Origin of the sequence: Caproiciproducens faecalis (assembly GCF_019448085.1) — a bacterium.
Lineage (GTDB): Bacteria > Bacillota > Clostridia > Oscillospirales > Acutalibacteraceae > Caproiciproducens > Caproiciproducens faecalis.
This window is the reverse complement of sequence record NZ_JAGFNZ010000001.1, coordinates 499,361-521,883: the sequence shown is the minus strand read 5'-3', so window position 1 is coordinate 521,883 and position 22,523 is coordinate 499,361. Positions and strand designations below refer to the sequence as shown.

The following is a 22,523-nucleotide window of genomic DNA, read 5'->3' as shown; positions in this document are numbered from 1 at the left end:
ACACAACCCGAAGTGCCTTAAACGGGTCGTAAATACAAAAAAGCACCGCCGGTTAAGCGGTGCTGTTTGGCTGAACAAATTACTCGGTAAAACCGGACTGAACCAATTCGATAAGGCTGTTTACTGCCTCTTCTTCATCCGTTCCGTCTGCGATAATCCGGATGGTGGTCCCGCCGACAATGCCGAGGGACAGAACGCCCAAAAGGCTCTTAGCGTTGACGCGTCTTTCCTCTTTCTCCACCCAGATAGAGGACTTGTATTCATTTGCCTTTTGAATAAAAAATGTAGCCGGGCGCGCATGAAGGCGCACTTGATTCTGAACCAGTACTTCTTTAACACACATTACTTCATTCACTCCTAAACAGAAAGTCATTTCCGCAAAACCATAAATTAATAAATTAAAAGTATCAGTTAACATCATTATCGGTATATGATTCACAGTTATTATATCACAATTCAGCATACCGTCAACAAAATAAAAAAACTTTGGATTGATGACCGAATCGGGAGGATTATGTTTGGTATTGATTTGTGCAATGTGCCATAATTGTTGAAAACTTTTGTTTTCTCTGCTATACTGTTTCCTTTTTTCGCCCGGATTATCCTTCGTTTTCGCTTTCCGTGCCGGCGTTTTCCGTTTCGGAAAGCAGTTTTTCCAAGAATGCCCTGTCTTCTTTTGTCAAATCAGCCTTTTCCAGCATTTCCGGCCGTTTGTGCAAAGTCCGAAGAATCGACTGCTGCCGCCGCCACTTCCGTACATTCTCATGGTGCCCCGTCATCAGTTCGTCCGGAACCTTTGCCCCGCGCCACACCGCCGGACGGGTATACTGCGGATACTCCAGAAGGGAGTTGAAATGACTTTCCTCCTGAAAACATTCTTCGCTGGAAAGAACCCCGTCGATCATTCGGCAGACAGAGTCCGCCAGTACCAGTGCCGGAAGCTCGCCCCCCGTCAGCACATAATCCCCAATGGAAATTTCCTCATCGACATACCGGTCGATGATGCGCTCGTCGATTCCCTCGTAATGGCCGCACAGCAGCGCAAGATTGGGGAGCTGCGCCAGCTCCTTGACCCGCTGCTGGGTCAGGGTTTTCCCCTGGGGGGACAGGTAGACAAGATGGGGCTTTTCCCCCAGCTTTTCAATCAGGTCGTCAATACACAGGGCAATCGGCTCCGCCATCAGCAGCATGCCCATGCCGCCGCCGAAGGGGCAGTCGTCAACTCTGTTATGTTTATCATATGCAAAATCACGGATCTGGTGGCAGTACACCTCAATTGCGCCTTTTCTGCGCGCACGCCCAATGATGCTTTCGGACATGACCGCCTCACACATATCGGGAAAAAGGGTCAGAAAATCAATCCGCATCATCAAAAATCCCCCTAAGCGGCCTGATCTGCATTTTACCATTAGTAATATTAATATCTATAATTACTTCCGGTATTGCCGGAATCAAATAATTCTTCTTATTTTCCGACGTTATCTGATAAACGTCGTTCGCACCGGTGCGCATAATTTCCGTCAGGGTCCCGTAGTAGATGCAGGTATCGGCGTCAAAAACCTCCAGCCCGACCAGATCCTGCATAAAATAGCGGCCCTTGTCCAGCTTTGCATCTTCGCGGCTGATGTAAATGATTCTGCCGCGCAGCGTGTCGCCCTGCTCAATGGTAGTGATCCCCTTCAGTTTTAAAAGCAGCTGCGTTTTGTGGACGCGGGAAGAGGTGACTTCCAGCTCTTGAGCTCCTTTGTCCCAGTAGAGCGTTTTGAACTGAGCCAGAAATTCGGCTGAATCGCACCAGGGATCTACGCGCAGTTCTCCCTGAAGGCCGTGCGTACCCACAATTTTGCCCGCCTCCAAAAACTGATTAACCATAATGTCCTCCATGAATCGATAGGATTCCCCGCAGCAGCTTTTATACACTAGTGCGTTTTTCTAAGGCGCGGGACGGGAATTTTCTGAACAAATTTCAGAAGTGTATAAAGCATGGCCACATTGATCGGGAGTAAAATAAGATTGGTTACGATGCGTACGGAGAGAACCGCAAGAAAGGCCTTGCCATACATGATGGAAAGCCACAGGGAATTCAGAAGAAAATTGACCAGAACCATTACAATGGTGTTCGCGGCCAGAACCCTCCATACCGTCACCGGTTTTTTGTATAGAATCAGTCCGTAAACAAACCCGGAAAGAAACGCGTTCAGGGTAAATCCGGGAAAAAACGGGCCTGACGGGCGAAGCACATAATTGACTACGTCCCCGATAGCCCCTACCATGCCGCCGACAACCGGGCCGTACAGGAAACCCGAGGTAGCGATGGTCAGAAACGAAAAACGTATCTGTAAAACGTCGGAAACCGGCACCGTAAAAACGCCCAGAACGGCGTTTAAGGCGATTAACAGCCCGCACACGGCAATGGTTGTTACATTTTTCAGCTCACGAACGGATGATCGAATGGATTGAAAAGAAAAACTCAAAGAAATTTCCTCCTTTATGTTGTGTATTCATCTGCTACATAAAAGAGGGATTCCTCAGAGTATGCAGCAGCGGGATGCGAATTTTGTACCGCAAGTTTCCTTTTCGTCCGCCTGACAACTCCCCGTTCAGGCGGCACTTAACGCACAAAATTCTACTCTGCCATAGGTTTATTTTTTTCGCCCCGTTACACCGGGCGGCGCGTTTTTACAAAGCAGGGCCGCAACAGCACAGTTGCAGCCCTGCTTGAACGCTTAGTCAATTTCAACGGAAACTTTGCCGTTGCTGCGGGTAGCGGCGGCGCGCATGACAATGCGGATCGCTTTGGCAATGCGGCCCTGCTTGCCGATCACTCTGCCCATGTCGTCTTCGGCAACGTGCAGATGATAAACAACGGTTCCTTCCTCGCTGGGCTCGTCAACGTCCACACGGACGGCGGACGGATCTTCGACAAGTCCCTGTGCAATCGCAATCAGCAGTTCTTTCATTGTTTCACCCTCCGCGATTACAGTACGCCGTGGCTCTTGAACAGAGATTTCACGGTATCTGTCGGCTGTGCGCCGTTGGCGATCCATTTCTTGGCCTTTTCAGCATCTACCTTTACAACGGATGGCTCCTCGAGCGGATTGTAGTAGCCGATTTCTTCAATGAAACGGCCGTCGCGCGGGTAACGGGAATCTGCAACAACTATACGATAGAAAGGAGCTTTTTTGGCGCCCATTCTGCGTAATCTAATCTTTACTGACATGATGTTTCACCTCCATAAATTGATCAATATCTTCACCAAAAGGGAAATCCTTCTTGGATGAATTCAGTTAAAACGGCATACCCATGCCGGGGAAACGCCGCTTTCCGCGGCCCTTGATCTGTTTCATCAGCTTTTGCATCTGCTCCAGCTGCTTAATCAGCCGATTGACGTCTTCCACCTTCATTCCGCTGCCCGCGGCCATACGCCGTTTGCGCGAAGGGTTGATGACGGAAGGCTTGCTGCGCTCCTCAGGGGTCATAGAGAGAATAATCGCGGCCACACGGTCCATCTGACGGTCGTCAATGTCCACGTCCTTCAGCTGCTTTTCCATGCCGGGCATTTTGGAAAGTACATTTTTCAGCGGGCCCATTTTCCTGACTTGAGCCAGCTGATCGAGCAGATCGTTGAAATCCAGCTTGTTCTGCATCAGCTTCTGGGCGGTCTTTTCCGCCGCGGAACGGTCCAGATTGTTCTGCGCCTCTTCAATGAGCGTCAAAACGTCGCCCATGCCGAGGATGCGGGACGCCATACGATCCGGGTGGAAAATTTCAAGATCCTGCAGTTTTTCGCCCGTACCGGCAAATTTAATCGGTTTGCCCGTTACCGCGCGCACGGAAAGCGCCGCGCCGCCCCGGGTGTCGCCGTCCAACTTGGTCAGAATCACACCGGTAATATTCAGCAGCTCGTCAAAGGTTTTGGCAACATTGACAGCCTCCTGACCGGTCATGGAGTCCACCACAAGGAGAATCTCGTGCGGGCCGATCTCATTCTTTATGTTCTTGAGCTCGTTCATCAGCACTTCGTCAATCTGAAGTCGGCCGGCGGTATCAATCAGTACCATGTCGTTGCCGTAATCCCTCGCGTGTCTGACGGCGGCCTTACAGATTTTTACGGGGTCTTCCTGCCCCATTTCAAAAACGGGAACACCGGCGTTTTCGCCGACGACCTGCAGCTGCTTGATCGCGGCGGGTCGGTAAATGTCGCACGCGACGAGAAGGGGTCTGTGACCTTTGTTCTTGAGCATCAGCCCGAGCTTGCCCGCGTGGGTGGTTTTACCGGCGCCCTGCAGACCGCAGAGCATGATAATGGTCGGAGGGGACGGAGGACTGGCAAGCTTTGCGTCGCTTCCGCCCATGAGAGCGGTCAGTTCCTCATTTACAATTTTAATCACCATCTGCGCCGGGGTCAGGCTTTCCATAACCTCCGTGCCGACGGCACGCGCGCTGACGGTATTGGTAAAGTCTTTAGCAACCTTGTAGTTTACATCGGCTTCCAAAAGGGCAAGGCGAACTTCGCGCATTGCTTCCTTTACGTCGGCTTCATTGAGTTTTCCTTTTGATTTCAGCCGTTTAAACGCGGCCGACAGCTTATCGGCAAGACCTTCAAATGCCAACAGGGGCCCCTCCTTCCTATTCGCAAAGCTTTTGAGAAATGTCAAGAATCAGCTTTGCGTTATTTTCAAGCTCGTTAGAATATATATAATGTTCGTTGTATTCCTTAATCTGTTCGGCGGCGGAACCGATGCGCTCCAGCCCGTCTCTCATTTCACGGAAACGGCGGGCCAATCCCAGACGCTCCTCCATGTCCAGCAGCTGAAACTCGGCGCGTTTAATGGAATCACGCACCCCCTGACGGGTAATGCCCTGGTTGTCCGCAATTTCGGAAAGAGATAAATCTTCGTTATAGTAATATTCAATTACCTCACGCTGTTTGTCGGTCAGCATATCTCCGTAAAAATCAAGCAATAACGATATTTCCAGATTTTTCGACATCCGATACCCCTCCATTCAGCCTGTAAAGTAATTAACTTTACAGTTACGAATTATACAATAAAACGCGGCGCTTGTCAATAGGAAAAACGACACAGCGCCGCGCTTTTTATTTTTACCGCAATTATGGAAGCAAAGATTTCAGCTGTTCCGAAAGGTAATCCTTCAGTTTTGCCATGTCCACGGTAAAATTCAGCAGGAATTTTCCGTCGCGAACTTCCAGCCCGCTGATGTTCCCGGGTGCGTCGTTCGGCATTTCATAGGTTCCGAACATCTGCGGCGGCAGATACAGGACATTGCCTTCCAGCTCTGTTCCCTTTGGCAGAGAGTCCGAGACCTTTGGAAGTATCCAGGCTGGATTGACTGGCAAACGGCCGACTTTCATGGAGTTGACCACGACACGGATATTGTTTTTCGTACTGTTCCAACCAACCGTCAGATTGGCGCTGACACCCAGCTTCATTCCTTGATAGGTAACGGGCAGATAGGCGCCGACGGTATTGTCGCTGTTGACGGTTAGCCGCACCCCGGAAACGGCGTCCCGGCCGTTCTGTGCCAGCTTTTCGGTCATCAGCGCGCTGACTTCTTCCCCGGTCAGCTCCGCCGGCTTTCCGCTGCCGGCCGAAACAAGAAGCTTGGCGGCCACCGCGGAAGTATCCGTCTGCCCTGCCGGGACAAGAGGCGGATTGGGGTCGTTCAGCGCCAGTACAAACAGAATACCGGCCGCGGCAAGCAGCAGCACAATGACAGACCCCAGGACGATCAGAGGACGTTTTCTTCGGGTTTGAGTCGTAATCAGAGCAATCTCCCCCTCTTTTCGATGAGCAGTTTATTTCAATTCTACAATGGTTACGCCGGCCTCTCCTTCTCCGAACACGCCAAGCCGGTAGCTGCGTACACTCGGATGCTTTTTCAGGTGCTGCTGCACGGCCGCGCGCAGAGCTCCCGTCCCTTTTCCGTGAATGATCGTCAGCTGCTCAATGCCGCTGAGCAGCGCCGAATCAATAAACCGGTCGACATTCATAATGGCTTCGTCAGTCATCTGCCCGCGCAGGTCAAGCTCGGTCGTCACCTTCGCCTGTGCTCTGCCCGTCACATTTCTGGTAACAGTCCTGCGCTTTTCCTTCACCTTTTTCTCCTGCACCAGCCGCAGGTTGGAAAGCGGCACCCTCGTCTGAATGATGCCCGCCTGCACCAGAACATTCTGACTGTTTCCCTCCGGCAGCTGCAGCACCGTTCCCTGCTTGTCAATGTCGTAGAGCAAAACCGTATCGCCCACCTGCAGCGGACGCGGCAGCACATACGGGCCCTCGTCCTTTCTGCCGTGAACGGGGTCGGCCGCTTCCTCCAAAGTGCGCAGCCCCGCTTTCAGCTTTGCTTTCTGCTCGGCGGAAAGCGTTTTATTCTGCTGCTTTTTCAGTTCTTCCATTTCGTTCAGAAGGGCGTCAATCTGCCCGCGTGTGCGGGAAACCAGCTGAGCCGCCTGCTGACGGGCCTTTTCTATTTCTTTGTCCGCTTCGGCCTGGATGCTGCTGCGGATTTCCTGCGCTTCCTTCTGCGCCCGGAGAGCTTCCAGATGAGCCTGCTCCGCTTTGGAGCGCTCGCCCTCCAGCTTCTGTCGGCTGGTTTCCAGGCTTTGCACCACGTCCTCAAACCGCGTGTTCTCACTGGATACCAGTTCTTTCGCGCGCTCGACAATTTCTTCTTCCATCCCGAGTCGCAGGGAAATGGCAAACGCGTTGGAACGCCCCGGCACGCCGATCAGCAGCCGGTAAGTGGGTCTCAGCGTCTTTACGTCAAATTCGCAGCAGGCGTTTTCCACGCCGCCCGTCTGCAATGCATAGGCTTTCAGTTCCGCGTAGTGAGTGGTCGCGGCCACCCGCGCACCCTTTTTGCGCAGAGATTCCAAAATTGCCATGGCGAGCGCCGCACCTTCGACAGGGTCGGTTCCTGCCCCCAGTTCATCCAGCAGAATCAGACTGGATTCATCGGCCTGACCGATGATCTGGATAATATTGGTCATATGCGCGGAGAAAGTAGACAGAGACTGTTCAATGCTCTGCTCGTCGCCGATATCCGCCAGAACCTGATGAAAAACGGAAATCTCGCTGTTTTCCGCCACCGGCAGCATCAGTCCGCACATCGCCATCAGCGTAAGAAGTCCCACGGTTTTCAGCGATACTGTTTTTCCTCCCGTATTGGGGCCGGTAATGACAAGCGTATCAAAATGGATACCGAGTTCAATATCCGTCGGAACGACCTTGTTTTTATCAATGAGCGGATGGCGCGCCTTCTTCAGCAGAATCTTTCCCCTGTCGTTCACCGCCGGAAGGCTGGCTTTCATTTTATAGCCCAGATTCGCCTTGGCGAAAATGAGGTTCAGCTCCACCGCGGCGTGGTACCCGCTGATAATCCCGCTGGAAAAGTTCCCGGTCTCCGCCGAAAGTTCGGCCAGAATCCGCTCGATTTCCGCCTGTTCCTGCGACTGCAGCACCCGCACCTCATTGTTGGCTTCCACAACACCCATCGGCTCCACAAACACAGTGGCGCCGCTGGAGGAGGTATCGTGAACCAGCCCGGCGATCTCCCCTCTGCATTCCGCCTTGACCGGTACGACAAACCGGCCGCCGCGCATGGTGACAATGGGGTCCTGTAAATATTTCTGATAAAGCGGGGAACGAATCATTTTATCCAGCTGTTCCCGCACGCGGGAGGACGCGGAACGGATTTTGCGGCGGATGGCCGCAAGCTGAACGGATGCGTTGTCCGACATTTCCTCCTCGGAGAGAATCGCACCGTAAATCCGGTCTTCCAGGTATTTATTGGGCATCAGGGAGTCAAACCGCCAGTCAAGGCAGCTTTTTACCCCCGCGCTTTTCCCGCGCCAGTCCACAATGGCGCGCAGGGTGCGCAGAACGCCCGCAATGCGCAGCAGCTCCGCCATATTGAGCGTACCGCCCGCTTCCGCGCGGCGCAGCGAATTGGTTGTGTTGTAAAGCCCCCCGAAGGACGGAGCGCCGAACCGGGCCATCAGCGTAAAGGCTTCGTCCGTGTCGGCCAGAAGCCGCTGCACCTCGGAAAGGGAAACGGACGGAGTAAGCTGCAAGGCAAGTTCCTGAGCGTCCTCGCACGCCGTTTCGGCAGCCAACAGCTTAAGTATTTTATCGAGCTCCAAAGCTCTGTAATGTCTCTGCATTGTATCTTCCATAAGTTACCTCTACCTATTTCTATGAAAATGTAGTTCTTTTTATCCTTTATATGAATACAAACTGGATGAAAAACATGTAAAGAAGGGTTCCTCCCCCAATGCTCAGCAGCGTGCTGTGCTTCCACTTGTGCAGCAGAATCACCGCCGCAACGGAAATCAGTTCCGGCGCACCGTACGGCGCGGAGAAGACGGAGACTCCTTTCAGACAGTAGATAATCAGCATCCCCATCACCGCGCAGGGCAGGACTTTGCCCAGATAGCGGACAAACGCCGGCGTTTCCTTCCCCTGCGGGAACAGGAGAAACGGCAGGGCGCGGGTAAACAGCGTCATCAGCGCAATGAGAAAGATCAGGATCAGCGCCTGACCGGATGTCATGGTCATACGGTTTCCTCCTTTTCAGAGGCTTTTCTGAAAAGGCTGAGAATAGCTACGATCAGTACCATGGAAGGCAGAATAAAATTCCCCGGTCCGAACTCGGCAAGACACAGGACGGAGCCGCCCAGCCCGACAAGAGCGGGAATATGATTCCTGTTATTTTCCCACTGTTCCAAAAAGATAACCGTAAACAGCGCCGTCATAACAAAATCAATCCCTTTTGTATTAAAGGAAACCAAAGAGCCGATCAGGCCGCCCGCCGCGGAGCCGACAATCCAGTAGATCTGATCCAAAAAGGAAACCCAGAGCCGGAAGCGGTTTTCGTCCACACCCTCCGGCGCGCGGGCGCTGCAAAGCAGGGAAAAAGTCTCATCTGTCAGAGAAAAAACCATGTACGGCTTTTTCCTGCCCATGCTTTTAAACTTTTCCAGCATGGAAATTCCGTAAAAGGTGTGCCGCGCGTTGACCATCAGGGTCATCAGTGCCGCCTGCAGCGGCAGAAACGGGCCGGACAAAAGTCCGATTGCCACAAACTGCATGGATCCCGCGTAAATAAACACACTCATCAGCACCGCCCAGCCCCAGCCGTACCCTTTGCTGTTCAGCAGGATTCCGAAGGCTGCGCCCAAAAAGAGATATCCGAGCATCACCGGAATGGTGTGCGGGAAAGCCGCGCGGAGCGCGCTTTTATGCTTCAAAAGGTTTTCCCCCAATCATTCTTTTCATTCATAGTAGCCTTGTCTGTAAAGATTCGCAAATGCTTTCGGGCAGGGCTAGTCTTCCGTTTTCATCTGTCTGTAAAATTCCAGCGTGTTGAAGCTGCGCTCCAACGTGGATAAAACATACTGTTCGCTCGCCGCGGAAAGCTCCTTCAAGCCCTGTTTTGACAGGCCAAAGGAAAAAAGCTTTTCAAAATCGGCGTAAATAATATGGCGCAGTCCGGTCAGCGCCCCGCGGCTCAGCCGAACGGCGGGTTCCGTAAAATCCGAAAAGCAGTCCCGGCAATAGATCAGCCCTTTGCGCGGAAGAAAGAACATTTCCTCCGCTTCGTAGCACGAGCAGCCGGAACAGCACACCAGATTGGGCATATAGCCCGCAAGCGAAAGCATTTTCATTTCCACAATCGCCTTGATCTGCGAATTTGGCCTTGACCCCTTGCAGAGAAAGTGAAAGGAATTGAGCATTAAACGCAAAAAATCCCCGGCCTCTGCTTCCTGCGGCGCCAGCGCACCCGCCAGCTCACAAAAATATTGGGCAAGGGAAAGACGCTCAATATCCCTGCGAAGATCGAAAAAAACTTCAATGGGCTGCGCGTCGTCAATTATGTATTTATCCCGCCCCTTAAAAATTGTGAAGCGGGAATAACTGAAAAGCTGCGTCGCGGAAAGCTTGCTGTTCTTTACTTTGTTGGCCTGCCGGGCAAATGCGCGCACAACCCCTTCCCCGCTTGTAAGTACAGTCACGAGGCGGTCGCTTTCACCCACGGAATTCTCCCTGATGATTAGGCCTTTGGTCTCTATCTGCATCTGCGTCCTCCCGCATTTGCCTTTCTTCACTACTGTGTTTACATTGGCTGTAGATCAGATAATCGCTTACATTTCCGGTATGTTGAAAACAATTCCACGCTGTCTGTTCATCCATATTTCCCGCTCCTTTTCAATTTACTAAATTAAGTATTTGCCTTAATTCAGCTTATATGAGCGGTAAATAAATGAATTAACCCCATAATCAGACAAATTTTTTTGTAAAAATGTGCTTTGCCTAACTGTTGAAGGAGTTGCTGTCAAACCCAAGGCTGCGCAGAACCGCGGTGCGATTGCGCCAGTCCTCTTTCACCTTTACCCAAAGCTTCAGATTGATTTTACAGTCAAAAAAACGCTCCATGTCGGTGCGGGCCAGCGTGCCGACTTTTTTCAGCATCGCGCCGTCCTTGCCGATAATAATTCCCTTGTGGCTTTCTTTTTCGCAAAAAATGGTAGCCTCCAGATCGGTGATGCCGCTTTTGTCCCCGCGCTCGTGCATATTTTCCACCACAACGGCTATGCCGTGGGGAACCTCCTTGCTGCAGAGGCGAAGCAGCTTTTCGCGGATAATTTCCGCAGCCAGAACACGCTCCGGTTGATCGGTCAGCGTATCTTCCTCAAAGAAATGCCCGCCGGGCATCGCAAGCTTTTCCAGCTCGCCGGTAAGGTCTTTGATTCCGTTTCCGTCAATTGCCGAAACCGGCACCACGGCCTCAAAATCATATAACGCAGACAATTCGGATATCTGTGACATTAAAACGCTCTTGTCCTGCAGCAGGTCGATCTTGTTGATCGCCAGAATTGCGGGGATACCGAGCGACTTGAATCTTTCAATCAGCGCCTGATCCGCGGGGGAAATTTTCTTTCCCGCTTCCACCACCAACAGGCATGCGTCCACGCCGGAAACGGATTCCGTAACGGAGCGCACCATGTATTCCCCAAGCTGATTATGCGGCTTTAAGAGACCGGGAGTGTCTATGAAGACAAGCTGATACTCTCCCCTTGTCAGAACACCCATAATACGGGTGCGCGTTGTCTGGGGTTTATTGGAAACAATAGCGACCTTCTGCCCGATCATTGCGTTTAAAAGGGAAGATTTCCCCACGTTGGGGCGGCCTACTATCGCTATAAAAGCGGATTTTTCATTTTTCTGATCCACCATGGAATTCTCTCCTTATTTCTCACGTTTTTTTCTGATATAGTCGCGAATACCGATGGGTCCCATAACAATATAGACAATGCACACTGCGGTCACCGCCGCAAGCGGCAAAAGCATAAGCGGGCTGGAAGCAAAGTAACGGAGGATTCCGGCAAAAGACGCAGGCTGCCAGAAGACACACACACCGACCGCAGCCGCAAAAACGGCAGAAATCAGCACCGCGCCCGCCGCCATATCCTTGATAATCCGTACAACCGGATGAAAGCTGGCCGCCGCCATATCGCAAAGCTCCTCCGCTACCGTATTGAACAGCTCGGCGGTGATTACCATTGCGATCGCAATCAAAACAGCGGCATAGCTTGTCCGTGACATTTCAAAAAAGAACGAAAAGACAAATACATACAGTGCAGCCACCGTATGTATCCGCATATTCCGCTCATTATTAATGCAGTAGATGATTCCCCGAAAAGCATACTTAAAGCTTTTAAAAAACCGCAAGCTTACTCCTCATCCTCGTCCAAGACATAACTGCTTGTGCCGGGCAGGCCCAGCTGAGTCATAACCAGTTCCTCTTTTTCGCGCATATGCACTCTTTGGATTCCGCCGTTCTCATGGTCGTAGCCAAGCAGATGCAGCATGGAATGCACCGAAAGATAGCCCACCTCGCGCTCAAGGCTGTGGCCGTAGCGCTCCGCCTGTTCCACCGCTTTTTCCATGGAAATGACGATATCACCCAGAATTTTCGCCCCGGTGGAATGGTTGATGTCATACACACCGTCTTCCCCCATGGGGAAAGAAAGCACATCGGTCGGAACATCCTTTCCGCGGTACTGTTTGTTCAACTCATGAATCTGTTCGTTATTTACAAAAGTGACGCTGATTTCTGCGGGTGAACCAAATTTTTCCATACGCAGCACAGCGTTGCAGCAGCGTCGTACCAGCATGCGCAAACCCGTAGGAATTTTAACCTCTTTTTGCTTATTTTCAATGATTACTCTCACCTTTTCCATGATCTTTAATGCCCGGCCTCCTCGTTTTTCTCATATGCTTTAATAATGTCCTGCACCAGCTTGTGGCGTACGACATCTTTTTCGTTAAATCGAACCTGTGCAATATCATCGATATCACGCAGGATCCTAATGACATCCTTCAGGCCGGACCTGCGGCCGTCCGGAAGATCTATCTGGGTGATATCCCCCGTAATTACCATTTTGGAATTAAATCCCAAACGGGTGAGGAACATTTTCATCTGTTCCGGGGTGGTATTCTGCGCCTCGTCAAGGATAATAAAACTGTCGTCAAGGGTTCTGCCGCGCATATACGCGAGCGGAGCCACCTCAATGTTGCCGCGCTCCACATATTTCTGGTACGTTTCCGCCCCCAGCATATCAAACAGCGCATCGTACAGCGGGCGCAGATACGGGTCTACCTTCTGCTGAAGATCTCCCGGAAGAAATCCCAGCTTTTCTCCGGCTTCCACGGCGGGGCGAGTCAGCACAATCCGGTTGACCTCCTGCGCGCGGAACGCCGTAACGGCAAGGGCCACGGCCAGATAAGTTTTTCCGGTTCCCGCGGGACCGACTCCAATAGTGATCGTGTGGCTTTTAATCGCCGTACAGTACTTTTTCTGCCCGAGTGTTTTGGCCTTGACCGGCTTTCCTTTGGACGTTATACAAATGCAGTCCCCTGCAAGCGTTTCAATTTTATCTTCACTGCCTTCATTGACAAGGGAAATACAGTAGCGGACATTCTGCTCGCTTAAAGCTTCGCCCCGGTTGACGAGGGACAGCAGGCTGTCAATTGCGCGAACGGCCAGCGCGACATCCTCGGGGTCACCGGAAACCTTGATTTCACTTCCCCGCCCGACAATGCCCACATGGTACTCTTTTTCAATCAGTCTGATATTTTCATCAAAGTTGCCGAAAAGAGCGACCGCCTGCTCCATGCGGTCAATATTGATCCTTTGCTCAAACATTCTATCACCTTTTGAAGATTTGCCCAGAGGTGGAAAACCTTCCCTCAGATAAATTAGGTTTATTATAACACAGGAAACCTGTTAAGTCACCATGATTAATGACTAAAAATCTTACTATTTTATTAATATTTCCGATTCTTGCGCAATATTTTCCTCGCATTTTACTTTGATCGCGTAAATCAGTCTGGAATCGGTAAATTGAGTGTCCTCACTGACGGAAAGGATCTTTGCGTCCTTCAGTTCTTCCTTCTTTTTCTGCTCCATCAGCCGCTTTGCTTCGGCAATCGCCTGATCCTTCGTCAGCGTGATCTGCCGCGATTTTTCCTCCGTCCATTTTTCTTCGTAAAACCCCAGCGGCAGAACGGCGTTCATCAGCTTCAGGTCGGTGTGCACTCCTTCCGCCCGGTATTCCCCTTCCGGTTTCCCTGCAAAGGTGAGCGGCACCCGCGCGCCGAAAAGGTACAGGCATCTGCGCGTCAGTGTCTTTCCGGTGGGGTTCACTTCCGCGCGTTTCAGGTCGACCTCCGTCGTAAGAGAACGGGAGGTCTCGGCAATAATTTTTCCCGCCGCGTGACGCAGGGACATATAGCCGAGTTTATCCTCAACCACACAGCTAATCAGCAGCTGTCCCTCCACTACCGCGTCGCCCTTGCTGACCTGCGCGGTGCCGGTAAAGACGTTCATGGAAACGATCTGACCCGTACGGGCGGCCTTGATATTGCAGACTGTCTCTCCCTGGCTCCCGACGATCAGCGGCCGGTCGACCTTTTCCTGCAACTGGACTTGTGCGGAGCAGCCTCTGGTGTTGACGGAAAGCCAGCCGATCTGTGGGAATTCCAGCATGAGCTTTTGCTGCAGCATCTGTGGCTGTACCTTCGATTTCAGCGTGCCGGGCGTCACGCCAAGGCGCACCAGTTCCGCTTCGATCTGTTCCGTGGGGATGGAGGAGTTTCCGGCCACCTCGATGCTCCAGACATGTAACGACAGCAGCTGTACGATCACCATAAACAGAACGGCTCCCGCCAGAATCCCCCTGCGCTTGCGGATTCCCTTGGTAGCAAACGGAAAGCCGTGGCGCTCCCGGACTTTCAGCTTCGCGTTTGCTCTGCGCGCGCAGGGACGCAGAGCGCGGTAACTCTGTACGGCAACACAGGCCCCGCCGTCCTTCCCCCCCGTGATGTCCCAAAGATAGATGCCGGAACGGGCACAGTTGTTCAAAAAGCGCTCGTGGCTGCCGCCGACAACGGAAAACCGCGCATACCCGAGAAGCCAGCGCGTCAAATGTAAAGAAATCATCCCGTCACCTCACACACAGAACTCAATTCCGGTCAGATAACCCGTTACCACCAGGGAATCCGCAGTCAGGCATTTAATAACCAGACCGCGCCCTGCAAAGCGCACAATGAGTTTTCCCGTCTTGATTCTGACCACGTCGGTGTCGTATTCCAGCACGCCGCTGCAGCCGTCGACAATGACTTCCTGATTTCCGTTTATCTCCATATGAGTGGGCATCTGCATTGTTGAAGTCAGCTTGCGGATATTGATTTTTTTCTCCACTTGAATCCCCGCCCTACATCGAATTTATCCTATAAAGCCTATGCGGCGGGCGGCGTAAATATCCGCGCGGCATCATATATATAAAGTTATGAAAGGGTGGATCGCCATGAGAATAAAGCAGGGTCTGCTGCTGACCGCAACATTTCTGGCCGCCTGTCTGCTGCTGGTTTTTCCCGCGCCGGCAACGGCCGGGGCCAAAAACGGAATCGGATACTGCCTGCAGATTCTAGTCCCCTCGCTGTATCCGTTTATGGTGCTGTCGGTATTTGTGGTAAAAAGCGGACTGTCTGAAAAAATCGGCCGCGTGTTTGAAGCGCCGTGCCGTGCCGTTTTAAAGCTGCCGGGCAGCTCCGCGGCAAGCATCCTGATGAGCGCGGTCGGCGGCTATCCCACCGGCGCCCGCAGCATTGCGGCGCTTTACGAAAACGGCTCCATCAGTGAAAACCAAGCCTCCCGCATGCTTTGCTTCTGCGTAAATTCCGGCCCCGCGTTCGTCATTACCGCCGTTGGGATCGGGTTTCTTCACAACGGGCGCTCCGGTGTGATTCTGCTGGTTTCCCAGCTTGCCGCTTCCCTGATTTTAAGCGTCATGTGCAGTATCGGCGCGGAAGACGAATTCCCCTCTGCGCGGGCAGTGAAAAAGCGGGTAAAAAACCGGGCGGCGGACGCCCTGATTCTGTCTGCAGCAGACGCGGCACGCGCCATGATTAATATGTGCTGCTTCGTCATTTTATTTGCGGCTTTTCTGAACTTGCTGCGCCAGTGGGTGACGGAGCCGCGCGCGGGCGCGGCGCTTTCTGCCCTGCTGGAGGTCACGGGCGGCTGTTCCGATCTTGCAAAACTGAAAGTGCCGCTGTGGGCTGTGTCCCTAGCCATCGGCTGGGGAGGAATCTGCGTTCATTTTCAGGTTCTTTCCGCCGTTTCCGGCATCCGGGTAAACCTGCTCCGTTTTATGCTGTTCCGCCTGCTGCACGGTGTTACCGCCGCGGTGCTCACCTGGGCTCTGCTGCGCGTCTTTCCGGAGGATGTCGAAGTGTTCAGCACAACGACCCAGCAGCTTGCGGGCGGCTTTTCCGGCTCCGTTCCCGCAGCCGCCGCGCTGATTGCGCTCTGTGCGGCGCTGATTTTCAGTCTTCCGCGTGAAAAACTGGAAATGAAAGAACAATAATGTTATAATAATATTGTCAGATTTTTCTGGAATCATGCAGAAAACTCAAAAACGTACCCGTTTACCGCGGACACAAAAGCCTTTAGGAGAAGGAACATGTTTGGAAAAAAGAAAGCAAAGCTTTTTGGAAATCACATAGAGACAGACTGCAGGCACTGTGCCAACAGCTCCGACTTTGACGGGGCGAGCGTGTGCAAATTTGACCGGTACCTGGAACCAGACGGAAGCTGCAGCCGTTTTGTCTATGACCCTTTGAAACGCACGCCGGTCAGCATTCCGGCGCTCAAGCCGCACAGCGCGGATGAATTTAAACTTTAGCTCTGTCGGGTTACGGCCGGCAGCAGAAGGACCCGGATCAGCGAATGACGCTTTTCCGGGTCCTTTTTCAGCCCTTGCGGGAATACGACTTTTTCCATTTGGGTTTATCCGTATATTTTTTTACAGGCGGCTTGCCCTTAGCGGTTTCGAAGGCTCCGTTTTTTCCCGCGGCCTCCCTCGGGGCATAAGCCTTTCTCCTGGGTTCGGCAGCCGGAGGCGCCGAACGCCGGCGGCGCAGTTCGGACTTTGGAGTAGGGGTGGTAATCAGCATGGGATAGGGGTTGTCCTCCACCACCGGAATGGTTTTGCCGATGAGCTTCTGAATACTCCGTAAATCCGATTTTTCGTCAATACAGCAGAAAGAAACAGCCGTGCCGCTCAAACCCGCTCTGCCGGTACGGCCGATGCGGTGCACATAGGTTTCCGGCACTTCGGGAAGGTCGTAGTTGAACACGCAGGAAAGCTCCTCAATGTCAATTCCCCTGGCCGCGATATCCGTAGCCACCAGCACGCGGATGCTGCCGTTCTTAAAGCTGTTCAGCGCCGTCTGACGGGCGTTCTGAGATTTGTTTCCATGGATGGCCTGCGCGTTGATGTTGGCTCTTTCCAGATCTTTGACAACTCGGTCTGCTCCGTGCTTCGTTCTGGTAAACACCAGCGCGGAACGGATGGACCTGTCCTCCAGAAGATGAGCCAGCAGTTTGCGCTTATTGTCCTTATCCACAAAATAGATCGACTGGTCAATCATATCCACGGTTGTCGCGGGGGGCGTAATTTCCACCTTGGCGGGATCAACCAGAATGGTGTTCACCATTTCTTCAATTTCTTTGGGCATGGTCGCCGAAAAGAGGAGCGTCTGTCTCTTCTTGGGGATTTTCGCAATGATTTTCTTTACATCCGCGATAAAGCCCATGTCCAGCATGCGGTCAGCTTCATCCAGCACAAGGATTTCCACGTTTTCCAAATGGACATACCCCTGATTCATCAGGTCGTTCAGCCTGCCCGGAGTGGCAACCAGAATATCCACGCCGCGGCGCAGTTTTTCCACCTGCATTTTCTGGGAAACGCCACCGAATACCACACAGGTGTGCAGACGGGTGTACCGCCCGTAGGAGCGGAAGTTTTCATAGATCTGTACGGCAAGCTCTCTTGTCGGGGTTAAGATCAGGGAGCGGATTTTGCGCGGTTCGCTCTTCTCCTCCGAATTGATTAAATGCTGTAAAACCGGCACGGCAAACGCCGCCGTTTTTCCGGTTCCGGTCTGTGCACAGCCCAGAAGATCCCTGCCGGACAGCACAATCGGAATCGCCTGTTCCTGTATGGGCGTCGGCACGGAATAGTTTTCTTTCTCAAGTGCATCTAAAATTCTGTGACTTAGGTTAAGGTCTTTAAAATTCATGTTTACTCCTAAATTTATATTTATAGATAACCTGGCGGTTTATTGTTTTCACTACCATGTTCTATATTTTCAAGTTTTTTAAATTATAGCATAACTTTTCGCATTAGTCTAATGGCCGCCGGAAACGGAGTTTCCCGGGCTTGCGGAGATCGGGATATACGAATATCTTTGCCAGCCAAACACATACTAACCGCGAAGGGAAGTGCTTTCATGAGCAAAGACATCAAGCAGGCGGTGATTAACGAACTTGACCGCCGAATTACCTTGCTGAAGGATCATCAATCCGAACAAATCCTCGTGAACGGCGACCAGTACTCGGAACTGAACCAGGCTCTGTCAAAGGTCATCGGCGTACCGCTGACAGGTGAGCTGGAAAGCATGAAGGAATTTGTAAGGACCCTGTAAAATACTGACAACGAGTGGAGGAAAAATATGTCTGACAATCATTTTGCTGAAAATCTGGATAAAAACGAATATTTCTTATCCCTGCCGAAATTTGTGCAGGAAAACATCAAACAGGCCGGCCCCAAAGTCTGCTGCGAAGAAGATCTTCGCAGAATCGCCGAAAATCTTACTCAGAAACAATGAAATACACAAACCCGTCTTGCGCCGGAGTCCTTCGAAATACCGTTGGGGCTCCGGCATTATCATTACAGTGCATTCCTTACTTTCATATTGACAAGCTGTCCCCTGATTTCATAGTATAATACGAACCCGCCAAAGGGGGATGGTTCGAAATGTGTCACAACTTTTTTCCGGGGCCGGCGGCGCTGATGATGCAGACGCCGCTGGTGTGGCTGTTTCTGATTGCGTAATTTCTGCCTCCTTAGATTAACCGCGAACGTGTGGCGCCCGCTTGACAACGGGCGCCATTGCTTTTTTCTCTTTTCTTATCCGTCCGTTTGAGGTATAATCGCAGCAGAGGTGATCTTGTTGAAAAAAGGACTGTCTGTAGCCAGCTTCATCATTGGCATTGTCATCACCGCGTGCGGTGCGGCAGTGACCGTTTTATCCGCGCTGGGCTTTTCAAGGAAAAACTGATTGCGTATTGTCCATAGGGACCGTCGTTTAGAAGCCGAACCCTTTTCCCGATTCTCTAATATACTTTACTAAGCAAGTTTATCATTTTAAGAGAGTCGGTGAAACAGAAATGTCTTTTGGGCTTGCACTTTCCGGAGGAGGTACAAAAGGAGCCGCGCATGTGGGTGTTCTGCTCGCGCTGGAAGAAGCGGGGATGTTTCCTTCCTCCATTGCCGGAACCAGCGCCGGAGCCATTGTAGCGGGACTCTACGCTACGGGCACGGACGCAGGGGGACTTAAACGGATGGTAAGGGAGCTGTCCAAAACCGGTATGTACTTATGTGATGCGGATTTTGCCAACCTGTTAAAAGCAGTGCCGCAGTTTTTGCTGCATCATAAAATCGACATTACCGGTCTGTTCAAAGGGAACCGGCTGGAAAAATATCTGTGTCAAAATACGGACAATAAAAACATTACAGAAACGGATATTCCAACGATTATCCCGGCTGTGGATATCAATTCGGGAGAAACCGTTGTGTACGCAAGTTCCATCAAAAACGTTTCCGCCGTGGAAGGGGTAAGCTGGAAAACAGATATTCCCGTCTGTCAGGCGGTACGAGCAAGCATGGCGGTTCCCGCCGTTTTTCAGCCGAAAACCATTGGGGATCTCTGTCTGGTCGACGGCGGCGTAACAACCACCCTGCCTGTGGATCTTCTCATAGCGGCGGGCGAATCCAATGTTTTGGCGGTCGACGTCACTAAGAATTACGAGATGCCCGATAAAAAGAATATTATTGACATTACCACACACTCCTTATCCATTATGAGCACGCGGCTGAAGGATTTAAACTCTCACGGAGAAAAGCTGCTTCTAAAACCGCAGCTTCCCAAGGAATCCGGCCTGCTGACCTTTGACGAAATGGAGCGGTGCCTGGATGCGGGATATGAAGCGGCGCAGATGAGCATGACCGCGATCAAGGCAATTTTTAAGCAGCCCCGGGCATGAAGCCAACAGCAAAACGGAGTTCTCCTTTTCGTGAGGGCTCCGTTTATTTCATTTTTTCTTCATTGATATAAGTTTTCCACGCCGACAATACCTGGTCAAATCTGCGGCGGGCAACCGGAATGACAGTTCCGTCCTCAAGCACAAATTCGTTTCTACGCAGCCGCCTGACCCCGGCGAAATCAACGGCATAGCAGCGGTGGCAGGCGCAAAACCGCCCGGCCGGCAGCTGCCCGCAGAAATTCGTCAGCGGCCCGGCGGCGGTCAGGGTATTCCCTCCCCTGCAATGCACCAGAATCACTTTATCATACACTTCCAGATACAGAATATCATTGGCCGAAAGCGCAGCGATTTCCCCGTCGGAAGTCTTCACCATGCAGACGAAGCTGCTCTCCCGCTGGCGGAAAACCCGACAAAGCGCCGTGTTCAGATCCTGTTTCATGACGGGCTTGAGTAAAAAATGCGTCGGCTCGGCGGCATAGGCAGAAAGTGCGGGAGCAGAACTGGATGACAGAAAGATGATAGGGGAATGAACTCCCTGTTGCCGCAGCTTTTTGGCAAATTCCACTCCGCTCTTTCCATTGAGTACTGTGTCCAGAAAAAGAATCTGATATTTTGGGGAATCGGTCAGGGCGGACGTCAAATTTTCTGCGTCAGCGTACCTCTCGCAAAGATATTCTGTTCGCCGTTCGGTCATAATTTCTTTAATCATTTCTTTCAGCTTTGCGGCACACTCCGTGTCATCTTCACAAATGGCAATTCGATAGCGCATACTCTTCCTCCTAACCCGTCCGTCATTAAAAGCGGAAGCTTTTTTGCTTTTTCAGCATATCATTTGGTCGTAATATCTTCTATAGGAAAAATAGCCGAAAATATTTTACTTATTTTACCATTCACTCTTTAATATTGACCATTCACACAAAAAATATATAATTCCCATAATTTTCCATTATGATATATCTTAAAATAATGTGAACAGAGAATGACATGTTGAGCAGAAAAACAGCGGACACTTGTGCAGAGACGCAGTCGGTTAGGACGCCAAAGGATGGAGGAAATCAAATGTCGGTGGAAGTATTTACGCTGGGCGGATGGGATATTCAGAAGGACGGAAGATCACTTTTTACCGGAAACCGGAGATCCCACAAAAGCCTTGAACTGCTAAAATATTTCATGGCAAACAGGGGAAAACGGCTTTCTCCGGATAATATTGTGGAAAACCTGTGGGACGACGCTGATCTTGTGGATTCCAAAAACACCCTTCGAACCCAGATTTTTCGCCTGCGGCAAATCCTGCAGGAAGAGAAACTGCTTGATAAAAACGGGAGTGGAGATACGCCTTTCAGTCTTGTTTTTGACAGCGGTTTTTATATTTTTAACGTGGGGAAAGATTGTACGGTCGACACGGACGCCTTTGAAAGAAATATTAAGGAAGCCGACTTAAAGCAGCTGGACGATCCCAATCTGGCAATCAGACTGTATGAACAGGCAGTCCATCTTTATAAGGGCGCGTTTCTGGCAGAGAGCCCCAACTGTGAGTGGACGTTCCCTCTTCACACCCATTACGACCGGCTTTATGTGCAGTCACTGCTTCGTCTTTTTAAATTGCTGAAAGCGCAGGGACGCCACTCGGAAATTGTAGAGTACTTTGAGCAGGCCGTGTGCCATGAACCGCTGGAGGAATCGCTGCACCTGTGCTTTTTGGAGGCTCTTCTGGCCCAGAACGAATACAGCGTGGCGCTGAGCCACTACAATTATATTACCGAGCGAATGTGCCGTGAGCTTTCCGTCAAACCATCCTCCGCTATGAAAAGTATTTACCGGCGGATCACCGCAGGGGAGCAGAACGTTCATCGGGCAGACTTATCCGATTTGAGCAAAAACTTTACCCAGTGTGATGATCCGGAAGGCGCTCTTTACTGTGATCTGGAATATTTCCGTATCATTTATAATCTTGAAGAACGCCGCCGGATACGAGGCGGCCGGAATGCTTTTCTGGGACTTGCCACCATCTCCGGCGCGGGAAACGAGCTTTTCCCCGGACGGATAGAAGCGGCCTGTCAGGGACTTAAACAGATTCTGGAGGATTCCCTGCGCAGAGGAGACGTGTTTACCCAGTGGAACCAGTACCAGATGATTTTGCTGCTGACAGACACGAAACAGGAAGGACTGATGCTGATCGGCTCCCGTATCCAGAAACGCTTTGACACCCAGGTCGGAAAGGGATTTTTGACGGTCATCATGGAATTCAAATCGTTCAGCGATATCCCATCCCATTACCTCGAACAAATCAACCGATAAAATACGGATTTATTCGACAAATGTCTACGCCTTGTGAGGGTTTTTTCCCTTTACAAGGCGTTTTTTATTTTTGTAATTGAATTGTGCCTCGTTTGTAATTGGAAATAAATTCCAGTGTGCGGAAAATGAAATTCATTTAACCTCGTAATGAAATTGACACCTGTTATAATGGGGACAAATCAAAAAGGAGAGTGCGGAGGAAACCATTATGAAACCTTGTCAGGAAACAAACGTCGTCAGAAGAATTTCTGATTCCTCTCCCACTTTTTTAATCAGGATCGTTCGTTCCGACCATTACAGCGTACAGGGCTATATCCGATGGCTTGAAGAAGACAAATACGTTCCGTTCCGAAGCAGCCTGGAACTTTTTCATTTGCTTGAAACGGGAATCCGGCAAAGCCGCAGCGACTTATCTCAATTACGTTCCTGGGATTTTCCCAGCGACAGTGAGGAAGCGGATTACCCCATAAAGCACATTAAAACCGCTCTATAGGGTGTTTTACATAAAGTATAAAGGAGGAAGTACG

28 protein-coding genes and 1 riboswitch are annotated in these 22,523 nt (G+C 51.3%); of the genes, 7 read left to right on the top strand and 21 right to left on the bottom strand.

Annotated elements, in window-relative coordinates; genetic code table 11:
* Nucleotides 1-79: 79 nt before the first annotated feature.
* The 19 genes from J5W02_RS02465 to J5W02_RS02375 all read right to left on the bottom strand — a co-directional run bounded on the left by J5W02_RS02465 (nt 80) and on the right by J5W02_RS02375 (nt 14,787).
* Complete coding sequence (locus tag J5W02_RS02465; RefSeq protein ID WP_219964058.1) at nt 80-343, bottom strand: HPr family phosphocarrier protein; 264 nt, start codon at nt 341-343, stop codon at nt 80-82.
* Nucleotides 344-599: 256 nt separating this feature from the next.
* Nucleotides 600-1,367 (bottom strand): tRNA (guanosine(37)-N1)-methyltransferase TrmD, encoded by a 768-nt coding sequence (trmD, locus tag J5W02_RS02460; protein WP_219964431.1) that lies wholly within the window; start codon nt 1,365-1,367, stop codon nt 600-602.
* Entirely contained in the window at nt 1,357-1,872 is a 516-nt protein-coding gene (rimM, locus tag J5W02_RS02455; RefSeq protein ID WP_219964057.1) for a ribosome maturation factor RimM, read from the bottom strand. The genes trmD and rimM overlap by 11 nt, the downstream gene beginning before the upstream one ends.
* Before the next feature lie 47 nt (nt 1,873-1,919).
* The gene (locus J5W02_RS02450; RefSeq protein ID WP_219964056.1) at nt 1,920-2,474 is read right to left on the bottom strand and encodes a folate family ECF transporter S component; all 555 of its coding nucleotides are present in this window, start codon (nt 2,472-2,474) and stop codon (nt 1,920-1,922) included.
* Between the two features lie 65 nt (nt 2,475-2,539).
* Nucleotides 2,540-2,636: riboswitch (THF riboswitch) on the bottom strand.
* Nucleotides 2,637-2,726: 90 nt separating this feature from the next.
* On the bottom strand, nt 2,727-2,960 hold the full coding sequence (locus J5W02_RS02445) for a KH domain-containing protein (RefSeq protein WP_219964055.1): 234 nt from the start codon (nt 2,958-2,960) through the stop codon (nt 2,727-2,729).
* Nucleotides 2,961-2,977: 17 nt separating this feature from the next.
* Nucleotides 2,978-3,220, bottom strand: coding sequence for a 30S ribosomal protein S16 (gene rpsP / locus J5W02_RS02440; RefSeq protein ID WP_219964054.1), 243 nt, complete (start codon nt 3,218-3,220; stop codon nt 2,978-2,980).
* Between the two features lie 67 nt (nt 3,221-3,287).
* Nucleotides 3,288-4,613: a signal recognition particle protein gene (gene ffh, locus J5W02_RS02435; RefSeq protein WP_219964053.1), complete on the bottom strand. Its 1,326-nt coding sequence runs from the start codon at nt 4,611-4,613 to the stop codon at nt 3,288-3,290.
* 16 nt (nt 4,614-4,629) lie between these two features.
* A complete protein-coding gene (gene ylxM / locus J5W02_RS02430) occupies nt 4,630-4,992 on the bottom strand; it encodes a YlxM family DNA-binding protein (RefSeq protein WP_219964052.1) in 363 nt (120 codons plus the stop codon).
* Between the two features lie 121 nt (nt 4,993-5,113).
* Nucleotides 5,114-5,731 (bottom strand): hypothetical protein, encoded by a 618-nt coding sequence (locus tag J5W02_RS02425; protein ID WP_219964051.1) that lies wholly within the window; start codon nt 5,729-5,731, stop codon nt 5,114-5,116.
* 87 nt (nt 5,732-5,818) lie between these two features.
* Nucleotides 5,819-8,185 (bottom strand): endonuclease MutS2, encoded by a 2,367-nt coding sequence (locus J5W02_RS02420; protein ID WP_219964430.1) that lies wholly within the window; start codon nt 8,183-8,185, stop codon nt 5,819-5,821.
* 58 nt (nt 8,186-8,243) lie between these two features.
* Nucleotides 8,244-8,579, bottom strand: a complete 336-nt coding sequence (locus J5W02_RS02415) for a branched-chain amino acid transporter permease (protein WP_219964050.1) — start codon at nt 8,577-8,579, stop codon at nt 8,244-8,246.
* The gene (locus J5W02_RS02410; protein WP_219964429.1) at nt 8,576-9,220 is read right to left on the bottom strand and encodes an AzlC family ABC transporter permease; all 645 of its coding nucleotides are present in this window, start codon (nt 9,218-9,220) and stop codon (nt 8,576-8,578) included. Before J5W02_RS02410 ends, J5W02_RS02415 begins: the two co-directional genes overlap by 4 nt.
* Before the next feature lie 126 nt (nt 9,221-9,346).
* Entirely contained in the window at nt 9,347-10,099 is a 753-nt protein-coding gene (gene recO, locus J5W02_RS02405) for a DNA repair protein RecO (RefSeq protein WP_219964049.1), read from the bottom strand.
* 235 nt (nt 10,100-10,334) lie between these two features.
* Entirely contained in the window at nt 10,335-11,258 is a 924-nt protein-coding gene (gene era / locus J5W02_RS02400; RefSeq protein ID WP_219964048.1) for a GTPase Era, read from the bottom strand.
* A gap of 12 nt (nt 11,259-11,270) precedes the next feature.
* Nucleotides 11,271-11,753, bottom strand: coding sequence for a diacylglycerol kinase family protein (locus tag J5W02_RS02395; RefSeq protein WP_219964047.1), 483 nt, complete (start codon nt 11,751-11,753; stop codon nt 11,271-11,273).
* A gap of 2 nt (nt 11,754-11,755) precedes the next feature.
* Entirely contained in the window at nt 11,756-12,265 is a 510-nt protein-coding gene (gene ybeY, locus J5W02_RS02390; protein ID WP_219964046.1) for an rRNA maturation RNase YbeY, read from the bottom strand.
* Nucleotides 12,266-12,270: 5 nt separating this feature from the next.
* Nucleotides 12,271-13,230, bottom strand: a complete 960-nt coding sequence (locus J5W02_RS02385) for a PhoH family protein (RefSeq protein WP_219964045.1) — start codon at nt 13,228-13,230, stop codon at nt 12,271-12,273.
* 114 nt (nt 13,231-13,344) lie between these two features.
* On the bottom strand, nt 13,345-14,526 hold the full coding sequence (locus J5W02_RS02380) for a sporulation protein YqfD (RefSeq protein WP_219964044.1): 1,182 nt from the start codon (nt 14,524-14,526) through the stop codon (nt 13,345-13,347).
* Nucleotides 14,527-14,535: 9 nt separating this feature from the next.
* The gene (locus J5W02_RS02375; RefSeq protein ID WP_330659649.1) at nt 14,536-14,787 is read right to left on the bottom strand and encodes a YabP/YqfC family sporulation protein; all 252 of its coding nucleotides are present in this window, start codon (nt 14,785-14,787) and stop codon (nt 14,536-14,538) included.
* 106 nt (nt 14,788-14,893) lie between these two features.
* Between J5W02_RS02375 and J5W02_RS02370 the strand changes: the two genes are divergently transcribed.
* Both J5W02_RS02370 and J5W02_RS02365 read left to right on the top strand, forming a co-directional pair.
* Entirely contained in the window at nt 14,894-15,955 is a 1,062-nt protein-coding gene (locus J5W02_RS02370) for a sporulation protein (RefSeq protein ID WP_219964043.1), read from the top strand.
* Between the two features lie 96 nt (nt 15,956-16,051).
* On the top strand, nt 16,052-16,273 hold the full coding sequence (locus J5W02_RS02365) for a hypothetical protein (RefSeq protein WP_219964042.1): 222 nt from the start codon (nt 16,052-16,054) through the stop codon (nt 16,271-16,273).
* Nucleotides 16,274-16,340: 67 nt separating this feature from the next.
* On the opposite strand, the gene J5W02_RS02360 is transcribed toward J5W02_RS02365, so the two are convergent.
* Complete coding sequence (locus J5W02_RS02360; RefSeq protein ID WP_219964041.1) at nt 16,341-17,672, bottom strand: DEAD/DEAH box helicase; 1,332 nt, start codon at nt 17,670-17,672, stop codon at nt 16,341-16,343.
* A gap of 210 nt (nt 17,673-17,882) precedes the next feature.
* Here J5W02_RS02360 and J5W02_RS02355 point away from each other — a divergent pair, with 210 nt between their 5' ends.
* The 3 genes from J5W02_RS02355 to J5W02_RS02345 all read left to right on the top strand — a co-directional run bounded on the left by J5W02_RS02355 (nt 17,883) and on the right by J5W02_RS02345 (nt 19,698).
* Nucleotides 17,883-18,077, top strand: a complete 195-nt coding sequence (locus J5W02_RS02355; RefSeq protein WP_219964040.1) for a hypothetical protein — start codon at nt 17,883-17,885, stop codon at nt 18,075-18,077.
* 27 nt (nt 18,078-18,104) lie between these two features.
* Nucleotides 18,105-18,260 (top strand): hypothetical protein, encoded by a 156-nt coding sequence (locus tag J5W02_RS02350; RefSeq protein WP_219964039.1) that lies wholly within the window; start codon nt 18,105-18,107, stop codon nt 18,258-18,260.
* 562 nt (nt 18,261-18,822) lie between these two features.
* Nucleotides 18,823-19,698, top strand: coding sequence for a patatin-like phospholipase family protein (locus tag J5W02_RS02345; RefSeq protein WP_219964038.1), 876 nt, complete (start codon nt 18,823-18,825; stop codon nt 19,696-19,698).
* 43 nt (nt 19,699-19,741) lie between these two features.
* Here J5W02_RS02345 and J5W02_RS02340 read toward each other — a convergent pair whose 3' ends face one another.
* Nucleotides 19,742-20,467, bottom strand: coding sequence for a LytR/AlgR family response regulator transcription factor (locus J5W02_RS02340; protein ID WP_219964037.1), 726 nt, complete (start codon nt 20,465-20,467; stop codon nt 19,742-19,744).
* A gap of 290 nt (nt 20,468-20,757) precedes the next feature.
* On the opposite strand from J5W02_RS02340, the gene J5W02_RS02335 reads away from it, so the two are divergent.
* Together J5W02_RS02335 and J5W02_RS02330 are read left to right on the top strand one after the other, a co-directional pair.
* A complete protein-coding gene (locus J5W02_RS02335; protein ID WP_219964036.1) occupies nt 20,758-21,996 on the top strand; it encodes a BTAD domain-containing putative transcriptional regulator in 1,239 nt (412 codons plus the stop codon).
* 208 nt (nt 21,997-22,204) lie between these two features.
* Entirely contained in the window at nt 22,205-22,489 is a 285-nt protein-coding gene (locus tag J5W02_RS02330) for a hypothetical protein (RefSeq protein WP_219964035.1), read from the top strand.
* Nucleotides 22,490-22,523 lie beyond the last annotated feature (34 nt).